Here is a 20,377-nt window from a genome sequence, read left to right on the forward strand (position 1 = left end):
GCGATGCCGAGCACAGAAGTATTGCAGCCGCCTCAGCCGTCGGTATGCTGAATTTTGGGCGGTAGCGCGCATTTTTTGACCCGAGGCGTCCGTCCGACTCTTCATTCAGCCGCATCGCCTGTTCGACTTCTCACGAGGCTCCTGGGTGCAACATTCATTGTGCGGTGAACGTCGTGGCGGAGCACTAGGGGAATCGCCGCGAACCGGCGACCTTCATACGCCCACCTCTCCGTCGCTGGCGCGCGCGCTCGGACTTCTCGTCGCACTGACGGCCCTTGGCGCCACGCGGCTGCTGAGCGCCGCCGCCCCGCCGAACTTCCTGTTCGTCATCGTCGATGATATGTCCTGGGCCGGCAGTTCGGTGCAGATGGATCCGAACATCCCCGACTCGAAAAGCGATTACTACCAGACGCCCAGACTGGAACAACTCGCCGGGCAGGGGATGACGTTCTCGCAGGCGTACGGCGCCGGTCCGATGTGCTCGCCGTCGCGGGTCTCGATCATGACCGGCAAGAGCCCGGCCCAGTTGCAGACGACCGACGTTCGTCAGGGGGCGTACATCACCGACCCGCAGTTCACCAATTTCTACAACGGCTACCCGCTGACGCCGCCTCAGCCGAGATACACGTTTCCCGGCGAGACGACGATCATGGAGGCGCTCAAATCGTACAACTCCTCGTACCGCGGGGGCTTCATCGGCAAGTACGACTGGCAGCCCAACGGGCCGTTCGAGGGCTGGGACTATTTTAAGGATCACTGCTGCCAGACCGCGACGACGACGGACCCCTCGCAGCTCGTTTCGATGACGAACGAAACGATCCAGTTCATGGAAACGCAGGTGGCGGCGAACAGGCCATTTTTCGCTTATGTCGGCCTCGAAGCGACGAAGTTGCCGCAGCAACTGCAGACGGCCGCGTTCGCCTCGACCGTGCAGGAGTTTGCGAACCTGCCGCGCGGCACGAAGCACAATGACCCGTACTACGCCGCGATGACCAAGGACATGGACACGTCGGTCGGTCAGCTGCTCGATCGTTTGGACACCCTGGGAATCGCCGACAACACCTACGTCATCTTCACGTCGGACCAAGGGGCGTCGTGGGACTTAGGCAATTCACAGACCAATGCACCCCTCTATGGCGGCAAGGGTTCGCTGTGGGAAGGCGGCCTTCGGGTGCCTCTTTTTGTGCGCGGTCCCAGCGTTGCTGCGGGCACGTACAGCGACGTACCGGTCGTGCTGACCGATTTGTTCCCGACCTTCCTCGACCTCGCCGGCAGCAATCAACCGCCGGCGGCCAACATCGAGGGCGCGAGCCTGGAACCCATCTTGAAGAACGGCGGCGAACTTCCCGTCGGGCAAGCCAGCTTGCAGCGGGGCTTCGCGCCGAATGGCGAGTTGTTTTTCCACTACCCCCACTACACGGGACGCTACCTGCCGAATGGCCAGGGGGGCTACTACCTCCAGCCGATCGCTCCAGGCAACGACCCTCGACCCGCCTCAGCCGTGCGGGACGGCGACTACAAGTTAGTCCGGCTGTACGGCGAGAACGGGGCCCCCGATACCTTGCTGCTGTTCAACGTCGCGGCCAACGTGACGGAGAGCAGCAGCGCAAGTTCGCCGCTCAACCTGGCCGCTCAGTTTCCGGAGAAGGTCGCTCAATTGAACGCGAAGCTCGACGCGTGGCTGAACAACGTCGACGCCTCGTTGCCGTTCGACGTGCGCGACAACTTCGAGATGGCCTGGAACGCCGCCACTCCGGGGACCGTCGTCAATGGCTGGCGTTCGGTCAACGACGTCGACTACTACGATCGTGAAGTGTGGATGCCCTACGGCGGCGTCACTGCGGTGGCCGGCACGCCTGGCGCGAGCCCAACGCGCGTGACGGCAGCCCCGTTCCAGCCTGGCCTGCCGAAGAACGCGATGAGCTTCGACGGCAACGACGGCCTGACGCAGCGCTTTTTCCAAGTCTCCGACTCCAAGCTTCCCAACTACCTCGACGGCGATCACTCCGCGACGTTCGAAACGTGGGTGAAGTTCGATTCACTGACGTCGCAGCAGTTGGTCTTCGAAGCTGGCTCCTCGAATCAAGGCCTCTCGCTCACGGTCGGCGACGGCGACGGCGATTCGGTGGCCGACGAAGTCCGCTTCCGCGTTCTGGGCAAAGCCGGCAACCAGCTCACCGTGACGGCGCCGATGAACAGCTTTGCCGATCCGACGCAGGACTACGTCCAGCTGACCACGGTGGTGAACGACGGCGCCGCCGGGCGGTTCATCGAGCTGTACGTCAATGGCGCACTGATGGCCCGGGCTGATGGCGCTGCCGGTTTCGCGTCGCTCGATTGGGACAGTTACTTCCGCGCTTCGATGGGCCGCCTGAGCGCTCCGGAAATTCTTTACTCCGATACGCTGGGCGCTGCGGGCGGCGCTGGACCCCTCCCTTTTGCAGGCGGCAACCTGACCGGCGACGTCGCGAGCTTCAAGTTCCTCAACAAGGCGCTCACCAGCAACGAGATTCGCACCCGCTACAACGCGGTCCTCAACCCCGTCTCCTGGGGGCTCGATCAGCTCGCCGGGCAGTCCGCCGTGCCGATTTATCGGCCAACGAATCTCACGCTCGGCGCCGCTGAATCGAGCAAGCTGCTGGTGATGCAAGAGCGGAACGACGTCCTGAAGTCGGCCATTTCGGTCGACGCCCTGGTTACCGCGGGGTCGGGCACGATTGTTCCCTCTCTCGGCTCGTTGCCGCAACTGGCTGCCGGGACGGCCTTTAGCAGCTACCTGTTGCACTACGATCCGCTTGGTTCCAGCGGAGCGATGCAATTCGTCACCGGCTCCGTGTCGTTCGATCAGGACATCATCGCGCTGTTGTTCGACGGCCAGCAATTGGCCCTGACCGACAAATCCTTGGGAGCCATCGGCAATTACGGCCTCACGGCTCCGCGCGGCGTCACTTGGAGCAATGGGGATTACCTGTCCATCGGCGCCAATCAGCGGACGCTCAATTTCAGTCTATCCACGCTGGGGAGCGATCTATTGCAGTTCCGCGTGATCACCAATCTGGCGACGACGCCAGGGCCCCCCACGGACCCATCCCCTTCGGCCGACGCCGATTTCAACGACGACGGGGTGATCGATGCCGGGGATCTGCTCGTTTGGAAGACCGCCTTCGGCATGGGCTCCGGAGCGGACGCTGATGGCGACGGCGATTCCGACGGAGCCGACTACCTAGTCTGGCAGCGGACTTTCGGAACCACCGTCGGCAGCGTCGTCGAGTCCCAGACGACCGACTTCAACCACGACGGCAACGTCGACGGGGCCGACCTCCTTGTCTGGAAGAGCGCCTTCGGAAACAATTCCGCCGCCGACGCCGATGGCGACGGCGATTCCGACGGCGCCGATTATCTCGCGTGGCAGCAGTCGGCACAGCTGGTTAACGTCTCCGCCAACGCTGCGAGCGTGCCGGAACCCGCGACCGGCGTGCTTATAATGGCGGCTGGGCTGGGATCGCTCCATTGCCGACGCACTATTCGACGGATCGCCTAAGCAACTTTGTTCCCCGCTCCGCTTGAACCCTTGACGATGCCATCCATGCGCACGCCTTCCGATATCGGCTATTCCTGGGGAGTTCTCCTGCGTCGCTGCCGCCTTTTTTCGGCACTCCTGTCGTTCTCGTTGGTTGCGGCCAACGCCTTCGCAGCCGCGCCTAACATCGTGCTATTCATTGTGGATGACATGGGCTGGAATGGCACCTCAGCGCTCATGGACCCAACGATTCCGGGGTCGAAGAGCGATTTCTATCAAACGCCAAACATCGCGGCCTTGGCGGCAAGCGGAATGCGGTTCAGCAACGGTTACGCGGCATCGCCATATTGCGCTTCGACGCGCGCTTCTCTGATGACCGGCAAGAGCCCCGCTCAAGTTCAGATGACCGACATTAAGGACGCCCAGCCCGGCTCCGTACGCTATACGGGCGGATACACCAATTTGCCGCTCACGCCGCCGACTCCCGAGTTCTTCGACCCCACCCAACTCACGATTCCTCGTCTGCTGAAGCAAACCAATTCGCAATATCAGACGGCGCTCTTTGGCAAGTGGCATCTGAATCTCCCCTCCAGCATCACGCCACTCGCTTCCGGTTTCGACGTCGCATCGGACCCGCCGCTGCCGCCGAATGAAGTCGATCCCTGGGGCGTGCAGCAAATCTCCAATCTCGCCAACGACTTCATGCAAACGAACGTGGCGAATGACAAGCCTTTCTTCGTCGAAGTCGCCTACAAAGCCCCTCACGAACCCATTCGTTCACGTCAGGAGGTGCGCGACAAATACGCCGCACTTCCTCCAGGAACTGTCCATAAAAGCGTCCCCTATGCGGCCATGGTCGATGATCTTGACAGCGCGGTCGGCACGGTGCTCAACAAGATCAATGATTTGGGGATCGCTGACAACACGTATATTTTCTTTGTCACCGACAATGGTGCGCCGATCGCATATAGCTCGAACGCTCCGCTGCGCGAAGGAAAAGTGACGATCTTCGAGGGCGGTATTCGCAGCCCATACATCGTCAAAGGGCCGGGCGTTCAGGCGAACTCGTTTAGCAGCGTTCCGGTGCTGACCACCGACCTGATGACCACGTTCGCCGCGCTCGCCGGTTTTGAAGGACCAACGCCCCAGGGCGTCGAGGGCGCCGATTTGACGCCCGTCATGTTCAACGGCGGCGCCCTTCCCGAGGGGATGGATTACCTGGAGCGCCAATACGCCCAACATGGTGAAATCTATTTCCACAATCCTCATAATCCTGCTCTCGGAGCCACCTGGCGAGTCCAGCCCGCCTCCTCGGTTCGCGACGGCGATTACAAGCTGATCCGGCAGTACGGCGAAAACGGCAACCCCGACACCTACTTGCTCTACAACCTGAAGACCAATATTTCGGAGAACATCAATCTCGCCAACTCGATGCCGCAGAAGGTTGCCGAGATGAAGTTGCTCCTCGACAACTATCTCGAATCTGTCGATGCGTCGTTCGCCTACGACGTCAAAGCCCCCACTCAGCTGTCATGGAAGGGGAGCCAACCAGGCGCCGCGGCTACGGCGTGGCGCTCGACGATCGACGTCAAATACAAGGCCCGCGAAACGTGGAATCTGGGCACGGCGACCGAAACTCCGGCGCTCGTCAACGTGTCGGCGTTTCAATCGGGGCTCAGCAATAAGGCCTTCTCGTTCGACGGCAACGACGGCATGAAAGGTCGCTTCTTTCACGTCGGCGACACCGGACCGCGGCAGAATACCATCAACGTCGGCACCCCCGACTTCGATCGCTCCGTTGCCGCCGACGTCTGGTTCCGAGCCGATAACCTGAGCCACAATCAGATCCTGCTCGAATCGGGCGACGCCACCACGGGGCTCTCGCTAACTCTGGGCGACGCCGACGCCAACGGTTCCTTCAACGATCTCCGCTTCCGCGTTCGCGGCGCCAGCGGCGATGCCCTCACCGTGACAGTTCCCATCAACAATTTTGCCAATCCGCAAACAGACTTCATCAACGCCACGGCCGTTTTCAGCGACAACGACAACGCCCGCTACATCGAACTTTACATCAACGGCGCATTAGCTGGCCGCGTCGACGGCACGCTGGGTTCTGCCGCCAGTCTCCTCTGGGACGGTTACGACGACGCCGGCCTCGGCAAGACCGGCGGCTCGGGACTCGGGGCCAACGGCGGAACGGGGGCGCTCCCCTTTAATGGGGCTTTCACCGGCAAGATGGCCGAAGTTAGCTACTGGAACTACGCCCTCACCCCCGCGCAAATCGCCGGCAACTACAACGCCAAGCTCGACGCCGTTTCCTTCGGCGTGAAGGCGATGACCGGCTCCACGATTACCCCCCTCGCGCGCCCGACGAACGTCGCGCTTGGCGCCGCCGAATCGAATTCGCTTCAGGTCATCCAGGAACGGCAGCATCGGCTGGCCAACGCCTTGTCGGTCGACGGCGTGATCGTCGGCGGGCAGACCGCCAATTCCGGCGCCTCGTTCAACCCCGGCAATCTCGCCGCCGGGACCGACTTCACGAGCTACCTCCTCCATTTCGATGCGATCGGCGCCGCTGCCGGCAACTCGACGATTACCGGCTCGGTGACGTTCGCTTACGACATCATCGGCGTCGTTACCGCCGCCGCGAAGCTCGCCGCCAGCGACCCGATTCTCGGTTCGATTGGCCAGTACGGCGCAGCGGCTGATCGCGGGCTGCTGCTGGCGGGCACGGACTTCATAACGATCTCCGCGAACCGCCGCACCTTGAGCTACAGCCTGACCGTCGCCAACAACGACGTAGCTGAGTTCCGCATTCTCACCTCCCCTGCCCTGCCCGCCGACTTCAATGGCGATGGGTTGGTCAATGCGTCGGATCTGACGATCTGGAGCTCAGCGATGGGCAAGACGGGAGCTGGCGACGCCAACGGCGATGGCGCCACCGACGGCGCCGACTACCTCGTTTGGCAGCGCTCCATCGGCGCCTCCGCCGGCGGGACGTTTGCCGCCGGCGCCGTGCCGGAGCCCGCGACCGCGGCTATGTTGTCGATCGGCGCTATCGGACTCCTCGGCGTCGCCCGCCGTCGCGTGGCCTGAAGCGAGCCGCGGCTGCGGGCAGCGATCGAAGTGGTCACGAATGGTTGACGCGGCACTCAGGCTGGCCAACGCAACTCGCTATTGCACGTCCACAACCACCGTCCGCGAACGCACCGCCGGTGGTCCTGTTTGGATCGCCGTCAGCTTGACTTTTCCTTTGCCGAGAAGGCTCGCCGGGACGCTCAGTGCGCCGCTTCCACTCGCAACCACGCCGAGTGACCGGCCGTTCTGGAAGACCTCAGCGTCACCTTGATTGGTAGCGCTCAGGGTTAATTCGGCCGACCCGCTGATGGCTACTTGCGGCGTCTGCAGCGTCAATGTCAACGACGCGGCGCCGTTCTTCACGTTCGCCTCGCCAATCCAGCCTCCCTGGACGGCGATCGGCGTGTTGTCGATCGCCACCACCCAGACGTCGTGCCAGCCGTCGGCGATTTGTGTCGTATCGAGCGTGAGCGCCTCGCGCGGTTTAGCAGTGGCCGTGCGGACGCCGTCGACGAACAGTTCGAAACGGCTCGCCTGCCGCGCATCGGGATAAGTCGCCTGGGGCGTGATGGCGACTTGCCCTGAAATCTCGGCGCCGCGGGTCAGCCCGGTGACCGAAACTTTTGGTGTGACGGCCCACGGGTGGCACAACGGATCTCCGATGATCAACAGATGGCAGGGCGCCGCCACCGCTTGATAGTACGACTCGGCCAACGAACAGCCCCGCGCGTAATGCACTTGCAGCGCCGGAGAGGGGAACTTCGCTGCCAATGCGAACGGTTCCACCACCGTCCCCGACGCTCCCGCCGCGCCGAGCCGAATGAACTCGCTGATCCGCGTCTGCGGGTTGGTTTCAGGACGGATCAACATCTGCCCTCCCGCACTGGTCAGGTTGTCGACCAGCGCACCGGGCAGAATAGTGCTCCCTGACGATCCCAAGAGCAGGTGGCTCGTGCCCGTCGTGAGTCCCGCAATGTCAGGTTTGTTCAGCGGCGCCGTGCCCGACATGACCACGCCACGGACGCCGGCGGCGGCCAATTCGCTCACCGCCGCCTGATACCCCCCCTGCCGGACCTGCGAGCGCACGTCCTTGTTCTCCATGTAATAAATCGTGCCTCGGTACCGCGCTCCATCGGCGCTCTTGGAACGCCGCAGCGACGCGATGATTTCAGCGGCGGAGTTGCCCTGGCCGTGCGTGACGCCCAGCGCTGTCGCGAGATAGTACTTCAACCCCTCGGCCACGGCGGCGCCGTTCGGCCCCCAACTCTGCTGCGAGGAGAATGCACGGGAGGCGGTTCTGCCATTGATCGTCGGTGCAAAGTACAGATTGACGTTGCCGAGAAACATCTCTTTGCGTTCTTCGGCCAGAAACTGGTACAGAAACGCCGCCGACGTAAGCGACGTCGTCGGTCGCGAGGTCTTGGCGAACTCCTCGCCGGGCCACATGCGCCCGCAATCGATCAAATACGGAAATCCGCTGCTGAAGGCGATGCAGTCGATCTGCGGCAGCACGCCGCGCCGTTCTAATTCCGCGAGCGCCGGCTTGAATAGCTTGTCGCGGAACGCCGCGCCGCTGGTCGCGCGGGCGTCAAGTTCCCAGGGGACGTAGATGACGTTGGTCGACGGAATTTGCCGCAGCTCGATGAAGCAGTTTGCGACGGCGAGCGAATCGGGATCCTTCGAGTTGACCAGCACTGCCACATTCTGTGGTCCGCCCCCCGCAACCGCTGGCGGCAGCGAGGACAGCGCCGGCGCGACGGCGGCTAACAAAAGAGTCGCCAATCGCAGTCGCATGGTCGTCCTTCCTTTGAATCAGGCGGGCTGAGCCGGTCCGTTGGCTTCGGCGAGCAGTTGACCTTGCCAGTGATCAATGAGTTTCATCGCCTCGCGCGGACTCGTTGCGTCGAGATCGACCCCTCGAATCAAGTCGAGCAGCGGATGTTCGGCAGACTCGAACAGAGTTAGCTGCCACTCTCCCGGCCGCCGGCGTTGCGGCCTCTTCCCGGCGTGAGCGCCGTCGGTGCGCGTCAATTCGACGTCCTGCGACCGGTCGTGACTCGCCGCCGCCGAGCCCTTCTCCAGGCTCGCTAGAATCTGTTCGGCCCGCTGGTTCACCTCGCGCGGCACGCCCGCCAGCTGCGCGACATGAATGCCAAAACTCTTCTCGGCGGCTCCGGGCACGATCTGGTGCAGAAAGACCACCTGATCCTGCCACTCGCGCACCGCGACGTTGAAGTTCGCCAAACACGGCAACTCCTTCGCCAGCTGCGTCAGTTCGTGATAGTGCGTCGCAAACAGCGTCCGGCAGCCGATCTCGTCGTGCAGATGTTCAACGACCGCCCACGCCAGCGACAAACCATCGTAGGTGCTGGTGCCGCGGCCGATCTCGTCGAGGATCACCAGACTGCGCGACGTCGCCGTATTGAGGATCCGCGCCGTCTCGGTCATCTCTACCATGAACGTGCTGCGGCCGCGGGCCAAATCGTCGCTCGCGCCGACGCGGGCGAAGATTCGATCGGCGATGCCGACCGTTGCGCTTTTCGCCGGCACAAAACTGCCGACCTGCGCCATCAGCTGCAACAGCGCCGTTTGCCGGATGTAGGTGCTCTTGCCGGCCATGTTGGGCCCGGTGATGAGGAGCACCGAGGGGAAGGAGTCAGGAGTCAGGAGACAGGAGTCAGAAGCAGCAGGGGCGTCATGATCTCGATTCACTGACTCCTGACCCCTGACTCCTGATTCCTCGCTCCCCCTGCCAGCGCAGCGAGCGTCGTTCGGCACAAACGTCCCCGCCGCCTCGGTCGCGTCGAGCACCGGATGCCGCCCCGCGACAATCTCCAGCCGCGGCTCAAGGACAATCTTCGGCCGGCAGTAATTCCGGGACCGCGCCAGTTCCGCGAGCCCGGCCAGAGCGTCAATCTCGGCGAGCGCCTCGGCCGTCGCCAGAATCCGCCGCGCCGCCGCCGCCACTGTTTCCCGCAATTCGACGAACAGGTCGTACTCGATATCTTTCGATCGTTCCTCCGCCGCGAGCACTTTTTCTTCGTGAACTTTCAACTCAGGGGTCACATAGCGTTCGCAGTTCTTGAGCGTCTGTTTCCGGATAAAGTCAGCCGGAATTTTCTCACGGTGCGCGTGAGTTATTTCCAGGTAGTAGCCGAAGACGTTGTTAAAGCCGACCTTCATCGACGCGATGCCAGTCCGCTCGATCGCCTCCGCCTGGTAGGCGGCAATCCACTGCTTGCCCCCCTTTGCGAGCTCCCGCTGCTCGTCCAGTTCCGCATGGAAGCCCGCGCGAATAAATCCTCCGTCGCGGGCATTCAGCGGGCACTCCTCGGCCAGCGCCGCCTCCAGCCGCCCCCGCACGTCGCCGCAGAGGTCGATCCGCGATTCCAGCTCGGCCAGCCGCGCCGCGTTCCGCGCCGTTAATTTTGCCTTCACCGCCGGCAAGCAGCGGAGCGTCCGCGCGACAAAACTGAGATCCCGCGGCGTCGCTCGTCCCGTGGTCACGCGGGCCAAGAGTCGTGCGATGTCGTAAATCGAGCGAAGCGCCTCGCGCAAGTCCCCGGTAAACGACGGATCGACGTGCAATTCGCCCACCGCGTCGAGGCGCGCATCGATGGCCGCCGCGTCGGTCAGCGGCGCCGCCAGCCACTCGCCCAGCAGCCGCGCTCCCATCGACGTCACCGTCCGATCCATCACGCCGAGCAGCGACCCTTCGCGCCGGCCGTCGCGAATCGTTTGGCACAGTTCCAGACTCCGCCGCGTCGCCTCATCGATTTCCAGCCGCGTCTCGCGTCGATAGGGAATCAGCCGGTCGACGTGCGCCAGCGACGACTTCTGCGTATCGTTAAGGTAGTCGAGCACCGCTCCCGCTGCCTGGATCGCCGGGCCGTCGTCGTCGGTGAAGCCGAACCCCTCCAGCGAATGGGCCCCGAAATGCCGCGCCAGCGCCTCATCCCCCGCCTCGCGGCTGAAAGCCCACGTCGGCCGCCGCGTCACCATCCGCCCTTCGCACCACTCGGCCGGCAACTCGCCGGCGTCCTCGCGGACCAGAATTTCCACCGGCGCCACGCGCGCCAGTTCATCGCTCAGCCGATCCGCCGTCGTCACCGTCGCCTCGAACCGACCGGTCGAGACGTCGATCCAGGCCAGCCCGCAGGCGTCCTTCGTCGGATTGGCCGCCAGCGCCAGCAGGAAATTCGCGGCGCACGGTTCCAGCAGCGAATCGTCGGTCACCGTCCCGCGGCTGACGACCCGCGTCACCGCGCGTTTGACGATCCCCTTCGCCTGTCGCGGATCCTCCATCTGCTCGCAGACCGCCGCGCGAAAGCCGCGCGCAATCAACTTCGCCAAATATTGGTCGAGTTGATGATGCGGAAAGCCAGCCATCGGGATCGGATTTTCACCCTTGTCCCGACTCGTGAGCGACAGCCCCAACTCCCGCGCCGCCGTCTTCGCATCTTCGTGAAACAGCTCGTAGAAGTCCCCCATCCGAAACAGCAACAGCGCATCCCCCGCCGCCTGCTTGGCGTCGTGATACTGCTGCATCATCGGGGAAAGGGCCATCGAATTATTTCACTCGCAGGAAGACCGAACTGCATTTTCTTTGCGCCTTCGCGCCTTTGCGTGAAATCTAAACCAAGAGGGTCTCACGCAAAGGCGCGAAGGCGCAAAGGAAAAACGGGAAGGACTGGGACTAACAGCACGCCATGCTACCAGCGCACGGGCGTCGCCCTCAACCAGTGCCGGGCGGCGCGGCGATTACCGCGGCGCTTTACGCGCCTCGGTCAAAAACGGCCGCAATTCTTCGAAGAAATCGCCCGCGTCGGCAAACTGCCGGTAGACGCTCGCGAAGCGGACGAACGCCACCTCATCAAGGTCGCGCAGGTGGTCCATCACGAGTTCGCCCAGCCGCCGGCTCTCGATCTCGTTCTCGAACGTCGTGTAGACGTCGTTCTCGATCGCCGCCACGGTCCGCTCGATGTCGCGATCGCTGATCGGTCGCTTCCAGCAGGCGCGCTCGAGGCCGTGCTTGATCTTGTCGCGCGAGAACGGCACGCGCGAGCCATCCTTCTTCACCACCTTGATGGCGGTCTCTTCGATCCGCTCATACGTCGTGTAACGCCGCTTGCATGAAAGGCATTCCCGCCGTCGGCGGATTGAAAAGCCGTCCTGGCAAGCCCGCGAGTCAATCACACGATCGTTATCGATGCGACAGAAGGGGCATTTCATGGTCGCCATCATACACCAGGCGCGCCTCCGGTAAACGGCGCCGCCGCGGCATCCACGCGACAAATTCCGCGTTCTGGCACGAGTGCTGGCAAGCTGTGCCGGCGGCCGACGAATAGCCCGCGCAGAACTGTGCCAGGTCGCCGCCGCCCGCGGCCGGCATACCCTGCGACTGACGTCGCCGCCCGCTATAATGCCGGCCGCCCGTCGGCAGTTCACTCCATTTGCAAGGATTTCGTCGCCCATGAAATGTTCCGCCTGTGACGCCGAACTCCCCGCCGACGCCGCCTTCTGCCACAAGTGCGGCGCCTCCCTCAGCACCGGCGCCGGCAAGTCCGCGCCCGCGGCGAGCGCCGGCGGCCCGCCGGCCGGCAAAAGCGGTCGCGGCCCCCTCCCCTTCACGCCCGCTCACGGCGACGACCAGGAGGAAATGCTCTGGCAGGGCCAATTCTCCAAGCTGGCGATGCTCGGTTCGTGGATTGCCGGCGGCGTCTTCACGGTCATCGCAATCGTCGTCGGGTTGGTGGCCGGGTTCACCCCGGGGGCATGGGGCATTGCCGCCGGCGTCATCGTCCTGGTCTGGGTCGGCCTCGTGCTGCGGCTGCTCTATCTGCAACTCAGCCTCCACTACTACCTCACCAGCCAGCGATTCATCCACGAACGCGGCCTGTTGTGGCGCGAGGTCGATCGCATTGAAACGATCGACATCGACGACGTCGGCGTCATCCAGGGCCCGGTCGAGCGGATGCTCAAAATCGGCTCGATCCGCCTCCGCTCTAGCGATGCCACCACGCCGGAGTTTCTCATCCAAGGCATCGAAGACGTCCGCCGCGTGGCGACGCTGATCGACGAAGCCCGCCGCAAAGAACGCCGCCGGCGGGGGATGTATATCGAGTCGGTCTAGGAAGATCGCAGACCGTGAAAGCGGCGGCGCGGGCAGGCAACTCAGCCCTACTTGCCCTCTATCGACCAATCCCGCCGCTGCCGGCTGCTCGGAATATTCATCGCCTTGCGGTACTTCGTCACCGTGCGCCGGGCCACCGTCACCCCCGCCTTGCCGAGTTCTTCGACCAGTGCATCATCCGACAACGGCTTCGTCTTATCCTCGGCGTCGATGATCTCCTGCAACTTCAGCCGCACGCGGTCCCACGCCACCTCTTCGCCGTCGGCGCCGGTGGTGCCGCCGACGAAGAACCGCTTCAGCGGAAAGATGCCGCGCGGCGTCTGAATCCATTTGTCGTCGACCGCCCGGCTCACCGTGGTGACGTGGACGCCAACCTTGTCGGCGATCTGCTGCATCTTCAGCGGTTCGATATGCTCGGGGCCGTCGTCCAGAAACTTCGTCTGATGATCGACGATCGCCTGCGATACCCGCGTTAGCGTGCTCCGTCGCTGCTCAATCGCCTCGATCAGCCACTGGGCAGCGTTGACCTTTCGCTTGATGTAATCGCGCGTCTCGGCCGAAGTCCCCGCTTCTTGCAGCAGCCGCCGGTAGTATGGGCTGATGTACAGCGAAGGCAAATCGCCGTCTTCCAGATGCACGACGTACTTGCCGCTCTCATCCTTCTCCACGAACACGTCGGGCGTCACGGCCGGCGCGCTGGTCTCGGTGAAATCCGCCCCTGGCTTCGGCTTGAGCGTCCGCAGGTCTTCCCATGCTTCTTGAATCGTCTCGATCGAGAACCCGGTCTTCTTGGAAATTAACGGCAGGCGATTGTTCTCGAGGTCTTCCAGGTGATGTTCGATCAACACCTGCAGCTCTTCAAAGAACAAAAGTCCCGGCGTCAATTGCAGCAGCAGACACTCCTTAAGGCTGCGGGCGCCGACGCCCGGGGGGTCGAGCCGTTGCACCACCGCCAGCGCCCGTTCGGCAATCGCCAGCTGCTCGGCCCGCCACGCTTCGGCGTTGCCGTTGATCTCGGGCGGCGCGGGCGGAACCAAATCCTCAAGCGGCGACTTCAAATACCCGTTGCTGTCGAGGTTGTAGATGATCCGATCGGCCATCCGCCGCGTCGCTTCATCCAGATCGAACCAGCTCAGCTGATGATCGAGATAATCCTGCAGCGACTCGGGACGAGCCACCATGTTCGCCATCTGGTCATGGCGACGATCTCCCTCCGCTTCAATCTCGCCGCGCGACGGACGACTCCGCTCTTCGTATTCGTCGGGCAGATTCTCCGCCATGTTGAGGAGACGCTCAAAGTCATCCTCGTTGTTCGTATTCTCGCTGACGACTAGTTCCCGCTCGGTGTCGGCCGGAGCATCTGGTCCGTCGGCGACCGAGACGGTTTCTTCAAAGCCGTTCTCTTCGATTTCGCCAGACGGCTCGATCTGATCGAGCACCGGGTTGTCTTCCATCTCCTGCTCGATCCGCTCCTGCAGCGCGATGATCGGCAGTTGCAGAATCTCCATCGACTGGATCATCCGCGGCGCCAGCACCTGCTTCTGGGCCATCTGCATGCTTTGGCCGAGGGAGAGTCGCATGGCGTCTGTTCGTTCCGCAGAGGTCGATGGAAAGGTGAAGCGTCGGTCGTCCGGCAGCGTCAGAAAAAGTTGGTCGATGCACGCGTGCAATCGGCGTGCCAACTACCTGTAGCATACCGACCGCCGCCACGGGAGGTCAAACATTCCGCCCGGTTTGCTGCAGTTGGGGAGCGAACCACTGAGGCACGAAGACACAAAGAACGGCACGAAGGAATTGCAACGATGGGTGGCGTCAGCAGCCCTTGATCGCTTGCGTCGCTTTGTGCCCTACAGTCCGTACTCGGTGCGGAGCCATTCTCAATTTCTGTTTGTCTCGTATCGCGAGTCGAAGCCCCGCACTCAACGTCGCCGTGGTCTGAGCGACGTTTTCTCGGCGCTTCCTTCGTGCCTTAGTGCCTTGATGGTTCGCTTTCCAACCGCGCAGGCAACGACCTAATTCTACCCCGAGAATCTGCCGCAAGTCTCGCCGATTTACCGCCAAATCGCTCCGCTACAGGCTATTCCGGCGGTTGCAAGTTACCTAAACCGCCCAGGGCGTCGGAGAGTCCCGGGATATTCATCCCGCCAGCGAGGGATTGCATTTGCTCGGCGTGCAGCTCCTTCGCTTTCTGCTGGGCCGCGTTGAACGCCGCCGGCAACAAATCTTCAAGCAACTCGCGATCTTGCTTCTCAAACAGCGAAGGGTCAATCCGCACGGCGAGCGCCTCGCCCAGGCCGTTGGCGTCAACTTCCACCAACCCGCCGCCGGCCGCGCCAGTCACCCGTTTGGTCTTCAATTCGGCGGAGAGCTGCTGCATCTTGCTCCCCATCTCCTGCGCTTGCTTGATCAGCCCCGGCAGGTTGGCAAGATTTCCTAGGCCTTTGAACATCGCATCCTCGCTTATTGAACGCCGTTAGCTGCGTTGATGAAGATTAACCGCCACGGACGCCAACGACGCCAAGGGGAAGACAACAGCACGGAACCGCAGATAGACGCAGATGAACGCAAATTAAATTCATCGGCGTCTATCCGCGTTCATCGGCGGTTCCAAATTATTTTTGCCTTTACGCCGTGCTCGTCGTGCCGTCGTGGGTCAACTAACCCGCCGCCCCTTCGCGCGGCGCCACATATCGCAGTCGGTCCGCATCGGCGTCGAACAATTCTACCGCGCGCTTCACGAATGGGTCGGCCGCCGCGTCGGCTTGTTGTTGCTTCGGGTTTGGTCGTGCCGGCGCAGCAGCAACGGCCGCAGCGCCAGCAGGGTCGGGATGCGTCGTCAGCGTTAGCAACACGCGTTCGCCGCAAACTTGTTCTAGCGCCCCCTCAAGCTTGCTCAGATTGGCCGCGCGGAGGCAAGTGTCACGATTGAATTTCTGGCTTTCGGGAAAGCTGACCACCAGTCGGCCCTGAGCGTCGGCGCTGATCTTCGTCGCCGTCGCCGCAAACTCCGCGACGAACCCGGTCACGCACTCCAGCGCCCGTCGCCAAACTCCCTCCGCCGCCGCCGGATCAATCAGCGCCGGCCCATGCCCCGCGCTCGCACGGTTCGCATCCGGACGGGTCGCTTCAGCGACCAGTCTCGCGGCGCGAGAAACCTCCGCCTGCCCCCCAGCCCCCGGCTCCGCCGGGGGGTATTTCTCCGCAGCGTTTGAACTCGCCGGCCGATCAACCTTACCCGGCGCGCCATCTCCCGGCTGGGCTGGGGGCTGCCAACGCACCTCCGCCGCTTGCGGCTTAGCGCTCGCTATCTCGTTTTTTTTTGCGCTAATTACCGCCGGAGAAACACTCGCCGGCCGCGCGGGAATCGCTTCCCCTCCCTTCAATTGCTCAATCAGCGCCGAAATCTCATCCAAATCCTGCAGATGACAAATCCGCACCAGCGCCATCTCCGCCAGCGTCCGCACCTGCGTACTCACCCGCAGCCGCGCCGCCGTCTGATCCAGCACTTGCGCAATCGCCAGCAGCGTCTGAATTCCCAACCGCTGCCCGACGCTCAGAATCTCCTCCCGCTGCGTCGGCAAGGCGTACAGCAACTGGCTCGCCTGGCACCCAACCGCTTGCGTCATCGCATCACGAAAGTATCCCAGCAGCTGATCGACGAGCTGACCTACTTCGGCCCCTTCGTTGATCGCCGCATCAAGCTCGGCCAGCGCCGCCGCTGCGTCGCGATTCACGAGCGGTTCAACCAGCCGGCTCAACCGCGCCGCCGGCGCAAGGCCTAACAGCTCGGTCACGTCCTTCGCGGTAATCTGCTTACTGCCGGTCGAGAGCAACTGTTCCAACAGCGATTGGCTGTCCCGCATCGATCCCGCCGCCCGCATTGCGATGATCTGCAGCGCATCGGATTCGACGTCCACCCCTTCGTTCGCCGCAATCTCGGCCAGCCGCTTGTGAATGGCCGTCGGCTCGATCCCCGCGAAGTCGTACCGCTGGCAGCGCGAGAGGATCGTGATCGGGATCTTGTTCGCCTCTGTCGTGGCGAAGATGAACTTCACATGTTCCGGCGGTTCTTCCAGCGTCTTGAGGAGGGCGTTGAACGCCTCCTTCGTCAGCATGTGGACTTCGTCGATGATGTAGATCTTGAACCGCGCTCGCGCCGGCCGCACGGCGACGTTCTGCCGCAGTTGACGGATTTCGTCGATGCCGCGATTGCTGGCGCCGTCGATCTCGAGCACGTCGACGTCGTCGCCGCTGGCGATGCTCTGGCAAACCTCGCATTCGCCGCACGGGTAGGGAGACGTGCCGCGCTCGCAGTTGAGCGCCTTCGCCAGGATGCGGGCCGAAGAAGTCTTCCCGACGCCGCGGGCGCCGGTGAACAGATAAGCGTGTCCGACGCGGTCGCTCTCGATGGCGCCCTTAAGCGCCTTGGCGACATGCTCCTGCCCCACGAGCTCGTCAAACGCCTGCGGCCGATACCGCCGGGCGACGACCATGTATTCGCCGCTGGCGTCCGCGTTCGAAGATGGCAGCGACTCGTTCATAAGGCAGGGAGGGTTCGCGAAACGTTGCAGCGCCCTCACCCGTTAGCCGGAGGGCCACGCCCTCCGGGAGGCGCCAAGCCAGACTCACTCCCACAGGCACGGCCGTCGACGAGAGGCCCCCACACAAAGAGACGCAAACTTATGGCTGCTGCGTTTCCGCCCTGACCAGGTTCGTAAGGCCCCCATTGCAAGGGCCCCTCGTCGACGACCGCCGCGCACGGCGATCAAGACCCTCAGTTGTACGCACCCCATCCCTGCCCGTCAAAGCCCCGCACCACGGCGCAGCATCCCCCACGCGACTCCCGGGCCGCTCGCTTCAGCGACCAGTCCAGCGCACCTCAAGACGCACCCGCGCATCGATCAGAATTCGCTTGTCAAGATGGCCAAAAAAGCCACGTGGCGAGCCGACCTCCCAGCCGCTAGGCTGAATCGTGAGCACCGAGCGGCAACCGAGCGGCAAATGTTCCCCGCTCAGCACCTTGGGCTCGCACATTTCCCGGTCCATGACGACAGGTCCCGCGTCATTTTTTCTACGAGGTCACAAGCCTCGTTTTGTCCACCCTTTTGTGCCAAAACGACGATGCTCGGCCACGCGATAAAACTCGACCCCTTTGCCCGTCGCCGCCGAGCGAACGGGGAGTTTTGTCCGCGCCAATCGACTTTGCGATTTGGACAGAACGCAACCCTCGTTGCTGCTTCCTTGAGCATCCAACCCGCCGTCGCCGACGCCGCCCCCCCTGACGCCCCCTGGCGCGCGCTCTACCCGTTCGAGTCGCGCTGGATGTTCGTCAATGACCGCCGGCTTCACTACCTCGATGAAGGCCCCCGCGACGCCGAGCGAACCTTGCTGTTCGTGCACGGCAATCCGACCTGGTCGTTCCACTGGCGGCGTCTGATCCAATCCCTCCGCGGCCAGTACCGCTGCGTCGCCCCCGACCACCTCGGCTGCGGGTTGAGCGACCTCCAGCCGCGACCGCTGCGGCTCGCGGACCATATCGCGAACCTGCAGAAACTCGTCGCAACGCTCGACTTGCGGCGGGTGACGCTCGTCGCCCAGGATTGGGGCGGCGCCATTGGCCTCGGCACGTTGCTCGCCGAGCGGGATCGATTCGAGCGCATCGTCCTCTTCAACACGGGGGCCTTTCGACCCTGGTTCATCCCTTGGCGGATTCGGGCATGTCGCGGCCCGCTGTTCGGGCGGCTGTTGGTGCAAGGCGCCAACGCCTTTTCGCGCGCCGCGCTGACGATGACCCTCGCACGCAAAGGCGGTTTGGAGGCGGCCGTCCGCGCGGGTTACCTCGCGCCCTACAACTCCTGGCGGCGACGAGCAGCGGTCTACCAGTTCGTCCGCGACATCCCGTCGAGCGATCGCCATCCGACCTGGCAAACCCTCGAGGCGATCGAGCGAAAGCTTCCGCAGCTGGCCGACCTGCCGACTCTGCTCGTCTGGGGCGAACGCGACTGGTGTTTCAATACGCAATGTCTCACCCGGTTCGTCGAGGAGTGGCCCGACGCTGACGTGGTGCGACTTTCCGATGTCGGCCACTGGGTCGTCGAGGACGCCCCCGACGAGGCCGAGGAGGCGGTACGGGGCTTTCTCGACCGAACCGACCCATGACCGCGACGTCTCGACAACTCGCCGCGCCGCCCCTGACGCTTGGCGGCTGCGCCACGCTCGCCTGCATCTGGGAAGCGACCGCGGCAAAGCCCGGCAACGTCTACCGCGGCGCTGATTTTGACGATCTCACCTACGTCGACTTCCTAACGAGCGCCACGGTCATCGGGCCGATTATCGACCGCACCCGCGAGCAAGGGGTCGGCGCCACGATCCTCGCCGCCGTCGCCGCCACCCGCGCCGCCGTCGCCACGAACACCAACCTCGGCATGCTCCTGCTGATCGCTCCCTTGGCGGCGATCCCCAACGGCTTGCCGCTTAGAGAGAACATCGACTCTATCCTCGCCACCCTCGACTACGCAGACACGTGCGCCGTCTACGAGGCGATCCCCCTCTCGCAACCAGGCGGCATGGGCGAAGTCGCCGAGGCCGACGTCCACGAGCCGCCGCCGGTCGGCCTCACGCTCCGTGAGTCCATGGCGCTGGCGGCCGATCGCGATTTGATCGCTCGCCAATACGTGAACGGCTTCCTCGAAGTCTTTCGCACCGCCGACCGTATCGAACAGCACGTCGCAGACGGGCAGCCCCTCGGCGAGGCGATCGTGATCGCCTTCCTAGAACTCCTCGCGGCGGAGCCCGATTCGCTGATTGCTCGCAAGGCCGGCCTCGACGCCGCTCAGGAGGTCTCGCAGCACGCCGCGACGATTCTTGACTCCCGACGGCACGGCGACGATGCGTTCCATGCGGTACGGGCCGAGTACGACTTCTGGCTTCGCGCCGACGGCCACCGCCGCAACCCGGGCACGACGGCCGACGTCATCGCGGCGGCCCTGTTCGCGTTACTACGTGAGAATCGTCTCGCTTGCCCGGTTAAATTCTATGGAGAGGCGGCGAACGATGACTGAAATCTATCGCGTCCGCATTCAGAAAGAGCGGCTCGTCTTTAGCACGGCTCACTTCATCACCTACGGCGACGACGTCTGCGAACCGATCCACGGGCACAACTATCACGTCTACTGCGAGGTCGAGGGACCCCTCAACCAAAATCGGTACGTCGTCGACTTCATCGCGCTACGAGATGCGCTGCAGAAGGTCGTCGACCAGTTGGACCATCGGGTCGTCCTGCCGCTGCGGCATCCAACGATCAACGTCGTCGAACAATCCGGCGGCGAGCAGGGCGAAGTCGTCGCCACCCACGGCATGCGGCGGTGGGTCTTCCCCCGGCAAGACTGCGTACTGCTCGACGTCGAAAATACCACGGCGGAGTTGCTCGCCAAGCATATCGCAGAGGAAACCTTAGCGTTGCTCGGTCCTGCGGTGCGGGCCGCTCTCGCTTCCGTGGAACTCGGCGTCGACGAGTGCGACGGCCAGTGGGGCGTTTACCGCTGGCGGGCCGATGGCGAAGTCCGAGCAAATGGCAATCCGTAGCGATTGTCCGGGCTGCCGGGCCGAAGCCATGGGGCGTCCGAGCGCGTCAAGTCACGCGACGC

The 20,377-nt window shown here is 63.5% G+C and carries 12 protein-coding genes and 1 other RNA gene; 6 read left to right on the forward strand and 7 right to left on the reverse strand.

All coding sequences use genetic code 11. From position 1 onward, the window contains the following. Window positions 1–145: 145 nt before the first annotated feature. Both I41_RS05405 and I41_RS05410 read left to right on the forward strand, forming a co-directional pair. Entirely contained in the window at window positions 146–3,541 is a 3,396-nt protein-coding gene (locus I41_RS05405; protein WP_145431575.1) for a sulfatase-like hydrolase/transferase, read from the forward strand. A 45-nt stretch (window positions 3,542–3,586) separates the two neighbouring features. Then, window positions 3,587–6,616, forward strand: a complete 3,030-nt coding sequence (locus tag I41_RS05410; protein ID WP_168206709.1) for a sulfatase-like hydrolase/transferase — start codon at window positions 3,587–3,589, stop codon at window positions 6,614–6,616. Between the two features lie 78 nt (window positions 6,617–6,694). Here the strand turns inward: I41_RS05410 and I41_RS05415 are convergent, their stop codons facing one another. From I41_RS05415 to nrdR, 3 genes are all read right to left on the reverse strand, one after another. Continuing rightward, window positions 6,695–8,392: a TIGR03790 family protein gene (locus tag I41_RS05415; RefSeq protein WP_145431577.1), complete on the reverse strand. Its 1,698-nt coding sequence runs from the start codon at window positions 8,390–8,392 to the stop codon at window positions 6,695–6,697. Between the two features lie 18 nt (window positions 8,393–8,410). Further along, window positions 8,411–11,164, reverse strand: coding sequence for a DNA mismatch repair protein MutS (gene mutS, locus I41_RS05420; RefSeq protein ID WP_145431578.1), 2,754 nt, complete (start codon window positions 11,162–11,164; stop codon window positions 8,411–8,413). Window positions 11,165–11,359: 195 nt separating this feature from the next. Next, the gene (gene nrdR, locus I41_RS05425) at window positions 11,360–11,830 is read right to left on the reverse strand and encodes a transcriptional regulator NrdR (RefSeq protein ID WP_145431579.1); all 471 of its coding nucleotides are present in this window, start codon (window positions 11,828–11,830) and stop codon (window positions 11,360–11,362) included. A 241-nt stretch (window positions 11,831–12,071) separates the two neighbouring features. Here nrdR and I41_RS05430 point away from each other — a divergent pair, with 241 nt between their 5' ends. Next, window positions 12,072–12,731 (forward strand): PH domain-containing protein, encoded by a 660-nt coding sequence (locus tag I41_RS05430; protein ID WP_168206710.1) that lies wholly within the window; start codon window positions 12,072–12,074, stop codon window positions 12,729–12,731. 47 nt (window positions 12,732–12,778) lie between these two features. Here I41_RS05430 and rpoN read toward each other — a convergent pair whose 3' ends face one another. The 4 genes from rpoN to ffs all read right to left on the reverse strand — a co-directional run bounded on the left by rpoN (window position 12,779) and on the right by ffs (window position 17,473). Beyond that, on the reverse strand, window positions 12,779–14,311 hold the full coding sequence (rpoN, locus tag I41_RS05435; protein ID WP_145431581.1) for an RNA polymerase factor sigma-54: 1,533 nt from the start codon (window positions 14,309–14,311) through the stop codon (window positions 12,779–12,781). A 497-nt stretch (window positions 14,312–14,808) separates the two neighbouring features. Further along, the gene (locus tag I41_RS05440) at window positions 14,809–15,180 is read right to left on the reverse strand and encodes a YbaB/EbfC family nucleoid-associated protein (RefSeq protein WP_145431582.1); all 372 of its coding nucleotides are present in this window, start codon (window positions 15,178–15,180) and stop codon (window positions 14,809–14,811) included. A gap of 208 nt (window positions 15,181–15,388) precedes the next feature. Further along, window positions 15,389–17,272: a DNA polymerase III subunit gamma/tau gene (gene dnaX, locus I41_RS05445; RefSeq protein WP_145431583.1), complete on the reverse strand. Its 1,884-nt coding sequence runs from the start codon at window positions 17,270–17,272 to the stop codon at window positions 15,389–15,391. 106 nt (window positions 17,273–17,378) lie between these two features. Then, window positions 17,379–17,473: signal recognition particle sRNA small type (ffs, locus tag I41_RS05450), an RNA gene on the reverse strand. A gap of 499 nt (window positions 17,474–17,972) precedes the next feature. On the opposite strand from ffs, the gene I41_RS05455 reads away from it, so the two are divergent. From I41_RS05455 to I41_RS05465, 3 genes are read left to right on the forward strand one after another with little or no spacing between them, the layout of a single operon-like run. Beyond that, the gene (locus I41_RS05455; RefSeq protein ID WP_246133808.1) at window positions 17,973–18,890 is read left to right on the forward strand and encodes an alpha/beta fold hydrolase; all 918 of its coding nucleotides are present in this window, start codon (window positions 17,973–17,975) and stop codon (window positions 18,888–18,890) included. After that, on the forward strand, window positions 18,887–19,792 hold the full coding sequence (locus I41_RS05460) for a triphosphoribosyl-dephospho-CoA synthase (protein WP_145431584.1): 906 nt from the start codon (window positions 18,887–18,889) through the stop codon (window positions 19,790–19,792). Before I41_RS05455 ends, I41_RS05460 begins: the two co-directional genes overlap by 4 nt. Beyond that, entirely contained in the window at window positions 19,785–20,315 is a 531-nt protein-coding gene (locus tag I41_RS05465) for a 6-pyruvoyl trahydropterin synthase family protein (protein ID WP_145431585.1), read from the forward strand. The genes I41_RS05460 and I41_RS05465 overlap by 8 nt, the downstream gene beginning before the upstream one ends. Window positions 20,316–20,377: the final 62 nt, after the last annotated feature.

The sequence above is a fragment of the Lacipirellula limnantheis genome (assembly GCF_007746075.1).
GTDB lineage: Bacteria > Planctomycetota > Planctomycetia > Pirellulales > Lacipirellulaceae > Lacipirellula > Lacipirellula limnantheis.

What these genes read in the sequence shown, in the direction of transcription:
- I41_RS05460 (WP_145431584.1), top strand. Translation starts at nt 18,887, where the DNA reads ATGACCGCGACGTCTCGACAACTCGCCGCGCCGCCCCTGACGCTTGGC.
- I41_RS05410 (WP_168206709.1), top strand. Translation starts at nt 3,587, where the DNA reads ATGCGCACGCCTTCCGATATCGGCTATTCCTGGGGAGTTCTCCTGCGT.
- I41_RS05465 (WP_145431585.1), top strand. Translation starts at nt 19,785, where the DNA reads ATGACTGAAATCTATCGCGTCCGCATTCAGAAAGAGCGGCTCGTCTTT.
- I41_RS05440 (WP_145431582.1), bottom strand. Translation starts at nt 15,180, where the DNA reads ATGTTCAAAGGCCTAGGAAATCTTGCCAACCTGCCGGGGCTGATCAAG.
- I41_RS05430 (WP_168206710.1), top strand. Translation starts at nt 12,072, where the DNA reads ATGAAATGTTCCGCCTGTGACGCCGAACTCCCCGCCGACGCCGCCTTC.
- rpoN (WP_145431581.1), bottom strand. Translation starts at nt 14,311, where the DNA reads ATGCGACTCTCCCTCGGCCAAAGCATGCAGATGGCCCAGAAGCAGGTG.
- I41_RS05415 (WP_145431577.1), bottom strand. Translation starts at nt 8,392, where the DNA reads ATGCGACTGCGATTGGCGACTCTTTTGTTAGCCGCCGTCGCGCCGGCG.
- dnaX (WP_145431583.1), bottom strand. Translation starts at nt 17,272, where the DNA reads ATGAACGAGTCGCTGCCATCTTCGAACGCGGACGCCAGCGGCGAATAC.
- mutS (WP_145431578.1), bottom strand. Translation starts at nt 11,164, where the DNA reads ATGGCCCTTTCCCCGATGATGCAGCAGTATCACGACGCCAAGCAGGCG.
- nrdR (WP_145431579.1), bottom strand. Translation starts at nt 11,830, where the DNA reads ATGAAATGCCCCTTCTGTCGCATCGATAACGATCGTGTGATTGACTCG.